The 13,456-nt window shown below is 55.4% G+C and carries 10 protein-coding genes, 1 tRNA gene and 1 pseudogene; 11 read left to right on the top strand and 1 reads right to left on the bottom strand.

Annotated elements, in window-relative coordinates:
• Positions 1 to 136: 136 nt before the first annotated feature.
• The 11 genes and pseudogenes from RN347_RS06225 to RN347_RS06275 all read left to right on the top strand — a co-directional run bounded on the left by RN347_RS06225 (position 137) and on the right by RN347_RS06275 (position 12,611).
• Complete coding sequence (locus tag RN347_RS06225; protein ID WP_311960824.1) at positions 137 to 913, top strand: thymidylate synthase; 777 nt, start codon at positions 137 to 139, stop codon at positions 911 to 913.
• On the top strand, positions 910 to 1,446 hold the full coding sequence (locus RN347_RS06230; protein ID WP_263584458.1) for a dihydrofolate reductase: 537 nt from the start codon (positions 910 to 912) through the stop codon (positions 1,444 to 1,446). Before RN347_RS06225 ends, RN347_RS06230 begins: the two co-directional genes overlap by 4 nt.
• Positions 1,447 to 1,466: 20 nt before the next feature.
• Positions 1,467 to 2,297: a ProQ/FINO family protein gene (locus RN347_RS06235; RefSeq protein ID WP_311960566.1), complete on the top strand. Its 831-nt coding sequence runs from the start codon at positions 1,467 to 1,469 to the stop codon at positions 2,295 to 2,297.
• Between the two features lie 261 nt (positions 2,298 to 2,558).
• Positions 2,559 to 3,680, top strand: a complete 1,122-nt coding sequence (locus RN347_RS06240) for a porin (protein ID WP_263584456.1) — start codon at positions 2,559 to 2,561, stop codon at positions 3,678 to 3,680.
• 218 nt (positions 3,681 to 3,898) lie between these two features.
• Positions 3,899 to 4,924 (top strand): porin, encoded by a 1,026-nt coding sequence (locus RN347_RS06245; protein WP_311960567.1) that lies wholly within the window; start codon positions 3,899 to 3,901, stop codon positions 4,922 to 4,924.
• A gap of 216 nt (positions 4,925 to 5,140) precedes the next feature.
• Positions 5,141 to 6,748, top strand: a complete 1,608-nt coding sequence (gene pgm / locus RN347_RS06250) for a phosphoglucomutase (alpha-D-glucose-1,6-bisphosphate-dependent) (RefSeq protein WP_409365773.1) — start codon at positions 5,141 to 5,143, stop codon at positions 6,746 to 6,748.
• A gap of 109 nt (positions 6,749 to 6,857) precedes the next feature.
• Positions 6,858 to 7,712 carry a UTP--glucose-1-phosphate uridylyltransferase gene (locus RN347_RS06255; protein ID WP_263584454.1) on the top strand — a complete coding sequence of 285 codons (855 nt, stop codon included), beginning with the start codon at positions 6,858 to 6,860 and terminating at the stop codon, positions 7,710 to 7,712.
• Between the two features lie 587 nt (positions 7,713 to 8,299).
• Positions 8,300 to 10,285 carry a diguanylate cyclase domain-containing protein gene (locus tag RN347_RS06260; RefSeq protein ID WP_311960826.1) on the top strand — a complete coding sequence of 662 codons (1,986 nt, stop codon included), beginning with the start codon at positions 8,300 to 8,302 and terminating at the stop codon, positions 10,283 to 10,285.
• A gap of 72 nt (positions 10,286 to 10,357) precedes the next feature.
• Complete coding sequence (locus RN347_RS06265; RefSeq protein WP_311960568.1) at positions 10,358 to 11,305, top strand: AEC family transporter; 948 nt, start codon at positions 10,358 to 10,360, stop codon at positions 11,303 to 11,305.
• A 60-nt stretch (positions 11,306 to 11,365) separates the two neighbouring features.
• Positions 11,366 to 11,442, top strand: a tRNA-Arg gene (locus RN347_RS06270).
• 295 nt (positions 11,443 to 11,737) lie between these two features.
• Positions 11,738 to 12,611: pseudogene (locus RN347_RS06275) on the top strand (IS5 family transposase).
• 288 nt (positions 12,612 to 12,899) lie between these two features.
• Here RN347_RS06275 and RN347_RS06280 read toward each other — a convergent pair.
• On the bottom strand, positions 12,900 to 13,403 hold the full coding sequence (locus tag RN347_RS06280) for an opioid growth factor receptor-related protein (RefSeq protein WP_311960569.1): 504 nt from the start codon (positions 13,401 to 13,403) through the stop codon (positions 12,900 to 12,902).
• Between the last annotated feature and the right edge of the window lie 53 nt (positions 13,404 to 13,456).

A 13,456-nucleotide genomic window follows, 5' to 3' on the forward strand; every position in this document is an offset into this window, starting at 1 on the left:
TGCAGCCCTAGAATACAGCCTTTACTGACCTGCACTTTTAATCCGCAACTCTGGATGCGCCGTGACCGTTTCAACGCCTGCAACGACCGACCCGAAAGCCACTTCTAGCGCGCTGGAACAGCCCTATCTGGAATTGATGCGTACCGTGCTGGAGCAGGGAGTCGATCGAAGCGATCGCACCGGCGTGGGCACCCGTTCGCTGTTCGGTCATCAAATGCGCTTCGATCTGGCGCGGGGATTTCCGCTGCTTACCACCAAGAAGCTGCATTTGCGCTCCATCGTTCATGAGCTTTTATGGTTTCTCAAGGGCGATACCAACATCGGCTATTTGAAAGAGCACGGTGTACGCATCTGGGACGAGTGGGCCGACGAAAACGGCGATCTGGGGCCGGTATACGGCTACCAGTGGCGAAGCTGGCCCGACCCCAAGGGCGGGGAAAGTGTCGATCAAATCGCCAATGTGCTCGAGCAGATTCGCACTAACCCGCAGTCTCGCCGGCTGGTGGTGTCGGCCTGGAATCCGGCTCAGGTGGATGAGATGAAGCTTCCGCCATGCCACTGCCTGTTTCAGTTCTACGTGGCAAACGGACGGCTATCGTGTCAGCTTTACCAGCGCAGCGCCGATATCTTCTTGGGCGTGCCGTTCAATATCGCAAGCTACGCGCTGCTGACCTGTATGGTCGCGCAGGTAACTGGGTTGGTGCCGGGGGAGTTCATTCACACCCTGGGCGATGCCCACCTTTACAGTAATCACTTCGAGCAGGCGCAGGAGCAGTTGGCGCGCGCGCCTTACGCGCCGCCCGCACTTTGGCTGAACCCAAGCGTCACCGACCTTTTTGATTTCACCTTCGACGATATCCGTATCGACGATTACACCAGCCATCCTCACATCAAGGCGAAGGTAGCCGTATGAGCCAGTCGACCGACGTTGAACCTTTGGTACCCGTCGCCATGATCGTCGCCATGGCCAAAAACCGCGTCATTGGCGTTGAAGGCAATTTGCCCTGGTACTTGCCTGAAGATCTGAAATTCTTTAAACGTAAGACCCAGGCAAAGCCATTGGTCATGGGGCGCAAGACGTTCGCCTCGATTGGAAAGCCCTTGCCCAATCGGCTCAATATCGTGGTGACCCGGGACGAAAGTTTCGAGGCCGAAGGCGTACGCGTTTGTCATGATCTTGAAAGCGCGCTGGCGCTGGCCGACCAGCATGCCACGATCGAGGCGGCAGAAGAGATCATGGTGATGGGCGGCGGCGAGATCTATCGTCAGGCCATGGCTTACGCCCAAAGGCTTTATATTACCGAGGTGGATATAGAGGTAGAAGGTGACACCCACTTTCCAGCGCTTCCGCCCAATACGTTCGAAGAGGTACAGCGTGTCGCGGGGACGCCTCACGAGGGGCAGCCTCACTACGATTTCGTCGTGTTTGATCGCACCGCCGACTGATTAGCTCCAGGGAGGGCGCCATGGCCGCCAGCGTACAAGAACTCATCGAATCACTGGAAGCGCATTTGGCGCGTACCCAACACGAACTCCAGCAGCTGCGCGAGGAGAACGATCGGCTGAGACAAACGATTAGTGAACAGCGCTTGTCACTCGAAAGCTCTCAAAGTGAGCCATTAGCGCAAAACGCTGAAGACCCGCCGGTCGAGGCTCAAGCGCCACGTCCTTCGACGGCACTGGGCGCTGATTCAAGTGAAGAAGGTGTTCACTCTTCGGTAGCTAAGGCTCAGGCACAGACCAGTCCGGCCAACCTCGGAGATCAAAAGAGCGAAGAGGTTGCCGCAGCACTTACGCCTCCCTCTCCGCATGCGCTCTTGAAACAGTGGTACGAGCGCTACCCCAACGCTTTCTTTACCGGCCACACAAAGCCGCTCAAGGTAGGTATTCATCACGATTTGGCCGAACGCGAGCGCTGGTCAGGCAAGCTGATTCGCCGGGCGCTGGCCAACTACGTCAACCTGCCGCGCTATGTGAAGTCCATGCGCGAAGGCGCCGAGCGGGTCGATCTGGATGGCCGGCCGGCCGGCCTGGTGGACAAGGAAGCCTCGCAACACGCAAGTGAGCGGCGCCGGGAGCCCGTCAGTGAAAAGCCCTTCAAAAGGGAAGCCCGTGAGGAACGTGATAAAGCCGTCAGTAGGCCGAATCAGACACAACGAAAGCCGGTAAAGCGCGCGGAAGAACCTCACAAAGAGACACCTTCTTCAAACAATGCGCCTCAAAAACATGAAGATATGAAACCGCTCAGCATGGAAGAGAAGATAAAAGGGCTGCTGCAGAAATTCGAAGGCCGCTGAGACCTGCTTACGCTGCATGGGTTCCATAAAAAAGCGTAAATAGTAAAAGAACACTGTTTTTTTCTATTGCGTTCCCTCGAATCCCGGTATAGAGTTTGATTTGCGAGCATTGGACTATAACAAGGCCCAAGTGAGGACATGCCGCATACCACCGAATTACACGGTGTATGAGAAAAGAGCATGACCCATCGGCCAACCTGCAGGCTTATAAAAGCCCGGCAGATACGATCGAAACAGTAAGCTAGTAAAGGAACCTACCTCATGAAAAAGACACTTTTAGCGACTGCTGTCATCGGTGCTCTGAGCGCCTCTGCTGCCGCTCAAGCCGCTACCGTGTACGACGAAGACGGCACCAAAGTTGATCTGTACGGCCGTATCGCGCTTGGCGTTGCAGGCGGCGGCCCTGAGTACAACGGTGCTGGTCTGAAAATCGACAACGATCCTGAATTCGTTGACGTATTCTCACGTCTTGGTTTCCGTCTGAGCCAGGAAATTACTCGTGACTTGACTGCTTTCGGTCGCCTCGAGTGGCGTTTCCGTGCCGACGAGTCCGGTACACGTAACGGCAACGACTTCGACGCGTTCTCTGAAACCCGTCAAGCTTACCTGGGTGTGACCAGCAACCAGTACGGTACGTTCCAAGCTGGTAACTTCGACAGCTTCTATAACCAGTTCGTTTCACTGCCGTTCGATGTTTATATCGACCGCGGTTTCCGCTTCGCTGGTCACCCGAAGCAGTCGCGTGGCGACTCCATTGGTTACTACACGCCTGATCTCGAAGGCTTCACTGCTTTCTTGCAAGCCAAGCATTACAGCGAGCGCGGCCTGATCGACGAAGATTACTTCTTTGACCCGATCACCGGCGCACCGGCTGGCCGTGAAACCAGCAGTGATAGCAGTGAATTCGCCACTCAAGGTGGTGTTCGCTACGCTCAGGGCCCGGTCACTATCGGTCTTGGTTTTGTTGATGACGTCGTAGAAGGCGACGGCGGCAACGACGAAATGCTTTACGGTCTGGTAGGTTCCTACGACTTTACCGACAACTTCTCTGCACGTCTTGGTTATGAAGGCCGTGAAAACGGTGACGAAGATGTCAACGCGGCAATCGGCCGTGGCGGCTACGATAGCGTTGGTATCGGCGGTACTTTCACTACCGGTCCTTGGGCATTCAACGTCGATTACTACAACATCGATCGTGACGATGCTGAAACCAGCCGTTCCTGGGCGACTGGCGCTTACTACAACGTTTCCAGCAACTTCGACGTATTCCTTGAAGTGGCTAACGAAGACGCGCCGCGCGTTAACCGCAACAACTTCGTTGACGATCTGGGCGACCTGACCGACGACGTATACTGGCTGACAGGCGCACGTTACTTCTTCTAAGCTCGGGTTTAGATTCGATTTAGAACGTAATACTGCAGCAAATAGAACCGGCTCCTTTTGGAGCCGGTTTTTTTATGGGTTGTACTAATTTGTTTAGCAGAATTTATTAGTAATGGTTATCATTATCTTATTTACTTTTTTATTGTTATGTTGTAACATATCTTTTGGTAGCTATTTCATTATTTGAGCTTTATTAATTAAAAGAGCAAGGGCGGGCAATGAAGGTGAAAGCAGTATTTAGGGCGGCGCTTATGGGCGCAGGCGTTATGCTGGCAGGGGCGGCTAAGGCGACAACGACTATTTATGACGAAGAGGGCACTCAGCTAAGTGTTTATGGACGTATCTCTATCGGGGTAGCAGGCGGAGGGCCGGACCAGGACAGCCAAGGCCGTTTCATCGACAACGATCCCGAATTCGTGGATATTTATTCCCGCCTTGGTTTTCGCATGCGCCAACAGATTAATCCCGATCTGGCCGCATTTGGCCATCTGGAATGGCGCTTCGCCGGTGACGAGCGCATACGTGGGCAGGCTTTTAGAGAAACACGTCAAAGCTATATCGGACTGGAAAGCGAGCGTTTTGGCACGGTGCTGGCCGGTAATTTTAATAGCCTCTATTACCAGTTTGTTTCAGTGCCGTTCGATGTTTATCTCGACCGAGGTCTATTGTTCAACTCATCGGGGCTTCAATCCCGCGGCGATTCCATTGGCTACTTCACGCCCGAAACCAACGGCTTTACCAGCTTCGTTCAGGTGAAACACTATGGTGACCGGGGTATGACAGTTGCCGAGCAGAATCCTTCAGGTAGCGAAACTGCCTTTCAGGGAGGTATACGCTTTCGCCAAGGCCCGCTCTCTATTGGATTAGGCGCTGTTGAAAATGAAGTGCGTGGGGGGGGCAACGGTGAAACGCTTTACGGATTGATCGGCTCTTACGACGTGCGCGATAACTTCACCGCGCGTGCGGGCGTCGAAACGCAAAGCGATAGCAGTGAGTATGGAGGTGGCTTCGACTCCTATGGCCTTGGTGGTACCTTCACTACCGGTGCCTGGGCTTTCAACGCTGATGTCTATCGTGTCGAGCGCGATAATCAGGACGATAGTAACGCCTGGACTCTGGCAAGCTACTACACGTTATCGAGTAATTTCGATGTCTTCCTCGAGGTCTCTGAGGCGGACTCGCCGGCCATTCGAAGCTCGAGCGACAACGTGTACTGGATCACCGGTGCGCGCTACCTCTTTTAGATGACGGTTTAAACGCTTTTCGTCAGCTACGATTCAAGGCCGGAATTGTATTCGATTAAAGACGGCATGTGCCGTAGCTTTGAATGCTAACTTTCCGGACTTCCGTATCACTTGTCTTGAACGCTACCTCAATGAATTTTGTGTAGCGTTTGAAGAGCTACGCCTGTTTCTATAGTAATATCTTGAGCCATTTTATTTTCAGGGATGGACAAGTAAATGAACGGGAAGGCGCAAATAAACGTCATCGTCGAGGCATTTTATAACCACACTCCTGACGCGAAAGTGGCCGCCGAGCGCGTAGCGTTTGGCACCTCCGGCCATCGTGGTCGCGCTTTGGATCGCACCTTCAACGCTGCGCATATCTGGGCGATCACCCAGGCAGTGGTGGATTATCGGCGTGATGCCGGCTACCAGGGACCGCTTTTTTTGGGTCTCGACACTCACGCGCTATCGCGTCCGGCTTGGGAGTGTGTGCTACAGGTGTTGGCAGCCAATCAGGTCACTGTTTATATAGAAAAAGAGAAGGGCTACACGGCTACACCCTTGGTTAGCCATGCCATTTTGCACCATAACGCCGATACCAATGCGCCCCGGGCGGATGGATTGATCATCACGCCGTCGCACAACCCGCCGGAAGATGGCGGTATCAAGTACAACCCCTACCACGGTGGCCCAGCGGACACCGACGCGACCGGCTGGATCGAGGCGCGTGCCAACGACTATCTGACACGCCTTGACGATGTACCCCGTGTTTCGCTCGAAGAAGCGCTCGATCATGCTACGGAGTACGATTTCACAAAGCTTTACGTCGACAACCTGCCCCTGGTGATCGACATCGACGCGATCGAGCAGGCGGGGCTCAAGCTGGGTGCCGATCCCATGGGCGGCGCGGCCTTGCCGGTGTGGCAGGTCATTGCCGAGCGCTTCGCTATCGATCTCGAGATAGTGAATACCACCGTGGATGAAAGCTTTTCCTTCATGCCGCCGGACCATGATGGAAAGATCCGCATGGACTGTTCGAGCACGGCGGCCATGGCGAAGCTTTTGGAGATCAAGGACCGCTTCGATATCGCGTTTGGTAACGACCCGGACGCCGACCGTCACGGTATCGTCGATGCCAACGGGCTGATGAACCCCAACCACTTTTTGGCCGTCTGTGTGGACTATCTGCTGAGCTATCGTCCGCAGTGGCCGAGTCATGGGGAGGGCGCGCTCAAAATTGGCAAAACCCTGGTGTCGTCTTCGATGATTGACCGGGTCGTGGCGTCTCACGGGCGAGAGCTTTTTGAGGTGCCGGTGGGATTCAAATGGTTCGTCGATGGCCTACACAAGGGCTATCTGGGTTTTGGTGGCGAAGAGAGCGCGGGTGCGAGCCTGTTGACCCGAGAGGGGCGGCCCTGGTCGACGGACAAGGATGGCATCGCGCTTTGCCTGCTGGCTGCGGAAATTTTGGCGGTGACGGGTAAAACGCCGAGCGCTTATTATGCGGAACTTACCGAGCGTTTGGGCACCCCGCACTATAAGCGCCTCGATACCGCCTGTAGTGCGGAAGAGAAGGCCGCGTTCAAGCAGCTGACCAAGGGCAGCGTGACCGCCGACACCCTTGCCGGCGATGCGATTACGGCGGTGCTGTTCGAGGCGCCGGGTAATGGCGCTACCATCGGTGGTATCAAGGTGACCACGCAAAGCGGCTGGTTCGCCGCACGACCCAGCGGCACCGAGTCGCTTTACAAGATTTACGCTGAAAGCTTCAAAAGCGCAACGCATCTGGATGAGTTGATTCAAAGCGCCCAGGCATTACTCTCAAGTGTACTGAAGGGTTGAGCCAGCAGGTCCATTGATGCCAATTGGTATTAAAAGCGCGTCCATGGTACAGGTTGGCAACTCAAAGAAGGTTTAACGTTTCGAAAACCGTATTCAAAAGGACGATTAGATGACTCAGGTGCGTAAGGCCATCATTCCAGTAGCAGGATTCGGGACGCGTCTATTGCCTATCAGTAAGGCGATTCCCAAGGAGATGGTACCGGTCGTCGACCGCCCGTTGATTCAGCATGTGGTCGAGGAGGCACTGGCGGCGGGCATCAATGAAATTATTCTGGTGACACGCACGGGAAAATCGGCCATCGAAGACCACTTCGATGCCCACTTCGAGCTCGAGTACTCGCTTTCCAGTAAAGGCAAGGACGCGATACTCGAAACGCTTTCGGCCATCGCGCCGCCCAAACTCAGAATTACCAGCGTACGCCAAGCCAATGCCAAGGGGCTGGGTCATGCCATTCACTGCGCTGCCCACTTACTGGATGAAGGCGAGCCCTTCTCGGTGATTTTGCCCGACGTTCTAGTGAAGCCTCAGGTGGGCAGCCAGGAGTGCGATTTGGGTAGCATGATCGAGCGCTGGAACGCTCAGAGCGCCTCGCAAATCATGGTTGAAGCCGTGGCTCAGGAAGAGGTCTATCGCTACGGTATCGTCGATTGCGACGAGCCCAATGCGGGGGAGAGTGCCAACATGCGCGGTGTAGTCGAAAAGCCCAAGCCGGAGGAAGCGCCGTCACGGCTATCGGTCATTGGCCGCTACGTTCTGCCGTACCGTATCATGGAGCTTTTGGCCGACCAACCCCCAGGTGCCGGCAACGAGATTCAGCTCACCGACGCTATCGACCGGCTCATGCAGGAGGGCCAAACCGTTCAGGCATTTCGTATGCACGGACGTACGTTCGACTGCGGCCATATCGAAGGCTGGCTGCAAGCCAACACGACACTTGCTCGCGAAGCCGGCTTCGATATCTAAAGCGCTCAAAAACAGGCGTGCCGAGCGTTTTACAGGTATGGCCAGTTTTAAAAGCCGTCAATTTTCGCGAAGATGAAGGTCATCACATCTTCATGAATGATCTGCGTCGAGTATCTGAAAGGGCCGAGTGAGCGACTCGGCCCGGAAACTCACTCTTATTGACTGAGTATTGGGCGCGACCTCGCTGATTTTGTATCAGAAATAGCGACCGACTATCAGGAGAATGTAGCTCACTTTTTCATCTTTCAGGCTTGCGCGTCATCTCTATAGTTGTGCCATAAAATGGTACCAGCCGAATATGAAAAGCACCGGTAACGGTGTAATGTTGCGCAGTTTGGCTCTTTGAATGTCTGAAAATACATGACAATGAGAGGACAATCCCTTGAGCGGTTGCTCGGATAGTGACCTTTCCTATGTAAGTGATTAAGGTAGACGTCAGAAGGGACTAGAGTCAGCCGTGCTGACGAATGCCGGTCGTGAGTGCCAATACGCCGTTTCATATGGGCAAAGCAACTCTCTCGGCGGCGTTCAAAAAATACATCAATGAGCAGGAATTCCCGGTGCTGCCAGCCCCGTTACGAACAAGAATGATCCGCTTTCGCTCACTAAAAAGCCGCCTGCTGCTGGGGCTTTCCATCTTACTGTTGGTACTGGCTGCCGTTATGCTGGGGCTTACCTGGCAGGTGGGCAAGAACATGCTTCAGGCGTCCAACGTGACTCACTTGCGCTACGAGGCCAACATTCTGGCCGATGAGCTGACCCAGCAGGTCGAAAACCGCATCGATGCGCTTCAGCGGTTCAGCAGTGCCATTGGTGCCGCTGATGATGCTGCTTGGGTTCAGTATGAGTTGGCCAAAAATGACTCGCTGCTCTCCTGGTTCGATGGCGTCGTGGTCAGCAATGAAGCCGGCACGATCATCGCCGATTGGCCGAGCGTGATTGGCCGGGTGGGGCTCGAAACCGGCGACAGCGAAAACTTTAAAATGCTGCGGGGTACACGCACCCCTTACGTCAGCGAACCTTTTCTAGGGCGGGTCAGCAATGAACCGCTGGTGGTGATCGGTGTGCCGCGCCTGAACGGCGACGGTGAATTTCGCGGAACGGTCGGCGGTATCGTACGGCTGAATTCCGGCGGGCTGTTTAACCGGCTTGCCAAGATTCGATTGGGTGATGATGGCTATTCAGCCATTTTCACCGCTTCGGGGCGCATTCTTTTTCATCCGGATAAAACCCTTGTGAACACCGCCGTGAGTTCTCTGGACGATCACCCGTGGCTCGATTCGGCACTGGATGGCTGGGAGGGCGACGGTCTCGGTAATCTTCTCAATGGCCAGAGCGCTTATCAGTCCTATTCTCAGGTATGGCCCGCGAACTGGGTCGTAGGGCTCTATTTGCCGGTCGAGCAGGCGCAGGCGCCGCTTTCCGATTTCATCTATCGGCTGTGGTGGATCTGGTTGGCGCTGGCACTTTTGTTGATGCCGCTGCTCTGGTGGCTGTTGGCGCGTATTTTATCGCCGTTGAATCGGCTGGAAGCGCAGATCGATGAAGTCGGGCGCGCCGAGCGCTCCCACGTGAATCTCGCCACGAGCATGCACGAGCTGCAGGAAGTGGCGAACACCTTTAATCGCGTCGAGGACGAACGCCAGCAGCTGTTGAACAACCTCCATGAGCGCGAGGCGTTTTTGGACTCGGTGCTCAACTCGAGCCCGGAAGGCATGTTCGTGGCCAATTTCGATGGCGTGATCACGTACATGAACCCCGCGCTCTTGATGATGCTCGACATTCCCAAAGAAACGCTCATGGAGGCGTGGCTCAAACAGATTCACCCGGACGATTATCAGGGCGCCGTCGATCTTTGGCAGCATAGCCTCAAAAGCGGCAAGGATTACATCCGCCAGCTACGGTTCATCAGAAGCGACCGCGAAATCCTTTGGCTCGATATTCATGCCCGGGTGGTCATGCTCTCGCAAAGCGGCCACTCGCTGGGGCTGGTCGGCGTGGTCAAGGACATCACCGAACGTCGCCAGCAGGAGGCGCTGCAGCGTTGGGAAGCAGAGCACGACCCGCTGACGGGCTTGCTCAACCGGCGCGGATTTTTACGCCGCCTGGATGAAGCCTATGCCGACTTCCAGAAAACCAGCACGCCCTCGGCGCTGCTACTGTTCGACCTCGACCACTTCAAGCCGATCAACGATGAAGGCGGCCACGCGCTGGGCGATGAAATGCTTCGGCGAATCGCCCAGGTCATTGCCTGGGAAGTTCGCCGCAGCGACCACGTGGCGCGCCAGGGCGGTGACGAGTTCGGCGTCCTCTTGCCCAGCTGTACGCTGACGCAGGCTCAGCGCATTGCCGAGTCGCTACGTCAGGCAGTGAGCGAGGTCTCGGTCACCCACGCTGATAAGGTCTACACTGTGACGCTCAGCATGGGCGTGACACGCTTCAACGACGATGACGACTCCATCGAGGATGCGCTGAACCGTGCCGATGCTGCCAGTTATGAGGCCAAAAGCCGTGGGCGCAACGACGTGGTTGTCAACAGCCCAAGCGAATTCGACCCCATGACCCTTTTTTGATCGCCCCGGCGCGCTGGCCCGGCCGGCACCAAGGAAAACCGGGCCGCTACGCCGTTGGATTAGAGTAAATCCGTGAACCTGATAGAGCTATTCGCACGTACGCTGGATATAACCCTGCCGGTTTTCGCCATGGTGTTTTTAGGCATCGTGCTGAAACGCCTCCGGTTGATCGACCGTGCCTTCGTGTCGACCGCGTCCACACTCGTGTTTCGCGCCACGCTCCCCACGCTGATTTTTTTAAGCCTCATAAAAGCGGATATGGGCGTGGCGCTGGATATACCGCTGCTGCTGTTCTTTGCTCTGGCCACGCTCGCCCAATTTTTCGCCAGCTGGCTGTGGGCATACTACCGCGTGCCCTATGAAGAGCGAGGCATCTACGTGCAGGGGGCGTTTAGAGGCAATGGCGGCGTAGTGGGGCTGGCATTGGCCGCCGGCATGTACGGTAACTACGGTCTCTCGGCGGGCAGCCTTTTACTGGGGCTGGTCATCGTGCTCTATAACGTGCTGTCGGTATGGGTACTCTCGGCCTATCAGTCCGGCCAAACCACACGTTGGTCCAGTCTGCTCAAAAAAATCGCCACCAATCCCTTGATCATCTCTGTGCTGCTGGCGATTCCGTTTACGGCGCTGTCTGTGGAGCTTCCCCGCTGGGTCATGACCTCGGGCAACTACTTCGCCTCGTTAACACTGCCGCTGGCGCTGATCTGTATCGGTGCCACGCTGTCGGCGGCCAGCCTGCGCGACGGTCGGGCCGTTGCGCTGAGTTCGAGCGTAATGAAAATGATCGTACTGCCCGCGGTATCGACGTTCGCGGCCTGGCTATGCGGGTTTTCAAACGAGCAACTGGGCCTTCTATTCCTGTTCTTTGCAAGCCCCACCGCCGCCGCCAGCTTCGTCATGGCCAAGGCCATGGGCGGCAATGTGACTTTGGCCGCGAACATCATCGCGCTCACCACCATCATGGCGAGCCTCACCATCACACTCGGCATCTTCGCCCTGCGTCTATTGGGCTGGATTTAAGCGGGCTGGTTGGCCTCACTTCACCGGCGCGCTATACTACGCGCCGCTTTACCCGCCCACGTCCCTGTAGCTCAGTAGGATAGAGCAGCCGCCTCCTAAGCGGCAGGTCGCAGGTTCGACTCCTGCCAGGGACGCCAGATATATCAATAGCTTGGCGCTACTGTGTCTATTGCCCGAAAGCCAATTTTTTGTTTCGCCCCCACAAAAAACGCTCGCTGCAGCACCGCACCAGTTACCTATACCCGGGATATCAGAAGCCTACTTGCGAGACCAATAGCCGAGACCAGTTGCTTCGGCAAATGCATCGCTACCCATAGGTTGATTAAGTGATCGAGTATCTTCAGGTTTGGCGGCGGTCGAAAAATTTCGATTAGGTTCTGTCTGAAAAGTCATGAATGCTACGCTACTCCCGTTCATTGAACAGGAGGCGATATGACCGGCCGTTACGAGCTTTCTGACCATCGCTGGCAGATGATTGAGGACATTGTTTCTCCGCCACAGACCATGAGCCGCCCACGTCGTGACGATCGCCAGATGCTCCACGGTGTTTTCTGGATTCTCTGTTCCGGGGCACAGTGGCGTGATCTACCGGAACGCCATGGCCCATGGAAGACCGTCTATAAGCGCTTTCGCCAGTGGCGTGACGACGGCACGTTTGATCACATACTGATCCGTATTCACCCTCGTCTACGCGAAGATGGCAACATGGATCTGGACACATGGATGGTCGATTCAACCTCCATCAGAGCCACCCGGTCGGCCAGCGGCGCCGGTAAAAGGGGGACCGGTAGAACCCGCAGATCATGCGCTCGGCCGTAGTCGCGGCGGACTGACCACGAACATACATATGGTGTGCGATCGTCATGGTTTTCCACTCGCCTTTTGCCTATCGGCCGGCCAGCGCGCCGATTCGATTTATCTGACGGAACTGCTGGAAAAGGTCCGGCTGCCGGGTCTTTCTGGTCGACCCCGTAAACGCAGTCGCTACATCGTGGCGGATAAGGGGGTATGACAGTGACGCGTTACGGCGTTATTGCACACGTTACGGCATGCGTCCGATCATCCCGCAGCGCCGTATGCATCGACGCCCGAAACCGGGGCTTCCTCATCAGTTTGGCCGGCCGAAATACCGCCAGCGTAACGTGGTGGAACGCCTGTTTGGCTGGCTAAAGGAAAAACGTCGACTCAATGCTACGATAAGCTGGCCAGCAGCTTCAGGGCCATGGTGACGCTGGCCTGTATCGAGCGATGCATGAGAGCCAACTTTTCAGACAGAACCTGGGTACCCGAGGCCAACGTCGTGTGAATCGCTGAATTCAGGTCGAGAGGTGTGTATGCGTGTATTCCTGGGAAATGACTTGTTTATTGAACCACGCTCTCTTTCATCAAATGCCTCAAGATAGGGGCAGGAGGAAACACTCTCTACCCATGCAGCATTGTGGAAAAGAACCTATCAAGGTGGGGCTCTTGAAATTCGGCTAGCAATCAATCCTGATGGTGACGTGTGCTACCTATTGAAAGATGGCATATCAAAGACCCTATCCGAAATTAAGCGAAGATTTAGTGCGGCTAGGGCAACTATGCCATGACACCCCTAAAACGCCTCACGCCAATACTGGACAGACGAATTGGATACTAATCCGCGCTGGGTGCCAATTGTTATCACAGCATGTTGAAACATGCGGGCAAGTTCGGCCTGATGGCACAAGGCTAACGACCGAATCATCCGCGTGATACGTAAATGGTTATGGCCACCGGCTTTAAGCCAAATATGGGTTTGTATTGCCAGCGTTGGTTGAGCGACGATATCGCTCCCATCCCGAACGAGGCCAAAAAAGTCGAGCATAACGTCTAGCGAGCGCTGCTGATGCTGGCGCATAACGTCATTTCTCTCAAACGCAGCCTGTACTATGGGCGTCAGCAAGGGAGCAAAGGCGTTAAAACGACCCGCCTCAGGGATAGGAAACAGCCACTGAATATAGTCGTGGGTGTGCTCCAGCCAAAAAGGCGACAGCGCCCAAATATCTTCAAGGCACCGGCCTTTATGATCGCGGCCTTCACTGCAGTAAAACTCAATCAAGCGCTGATCATTATCCATTAAGTAGCACTCATCAGGGGTTCCATCGGGGCATATAACGCCATCTCTCGGGC

The sequence above is a fragment of the Halomonas sp. PAMB 3264 genome, assembly GCF_031954245.1.
Lineage (GTDB): Bacteria > Pseudomonadota > Gammaproteobacteria > Pseudomonadales > Halomonadaceae > Vreelandella.

Coding starts and splice junctions, on each gene's coding strand:
- RN347_RS06235 (WP_311960566.1), top strand. CDS start 1,467: ATGGCCGCCAGCGTACAAGAACTCATCGAATCACTGGAAGCGCATTTG.
- RN347_RS06280 (WP_311960569.1), bottom strand. CDS start 13,403: ATGGATAATGATCAGCGCTTGATTGAGTTTTACTGCAGTGAAGGCCGC.
- RN347_RS06245 (WP_311960567.1), top strand. CDS start 3,899: ATGAAGGTGAAAGCAGTATTTAGGGCGGCGCTTATGGGCGCAGGCGTT.
- pgm (WP_409365773.1), top strand. CDS start 5,141: ATGAACGGGAAGGCGCAAATAAACGTCATCGTCGAGGCATTTTATAAC.
- RN347_RS06255 (WP_263584454.1), top strand. CDS start 6,858: ATGACTCAGGTGCGTAAGGCCATCATTCCAGTAGCAGGATTCGGGACG.
- RN347_RS06240 (WP_263584456.1), top strand. CDS start 2,559: ATGAAAAAGACACTTTTAGCGACTGCTGTCATCGGTGCTCTGAGCGCC.
- RN347_RS06225 (WP_311960824.1), top strand. CDS start 137: ATGCGTACCGTGCTGGAGCAGGGAGTCGATCGAAGCGATCGCACCGGC.
- RN347_RS06230 (WP_263584458.1), top strand. CDS start 910: ATGAGCCAGTCGACCGACGTTGAACCTTTGGTACCCGTCGCCATGATC.
- RN347_RS06260 (WP_311960826.1), top strand. CDS start 8,300: ATGATCCGCTTTCGCTCACTAAAAAGCCGCCTGCTGCTGGGGCTTTCC.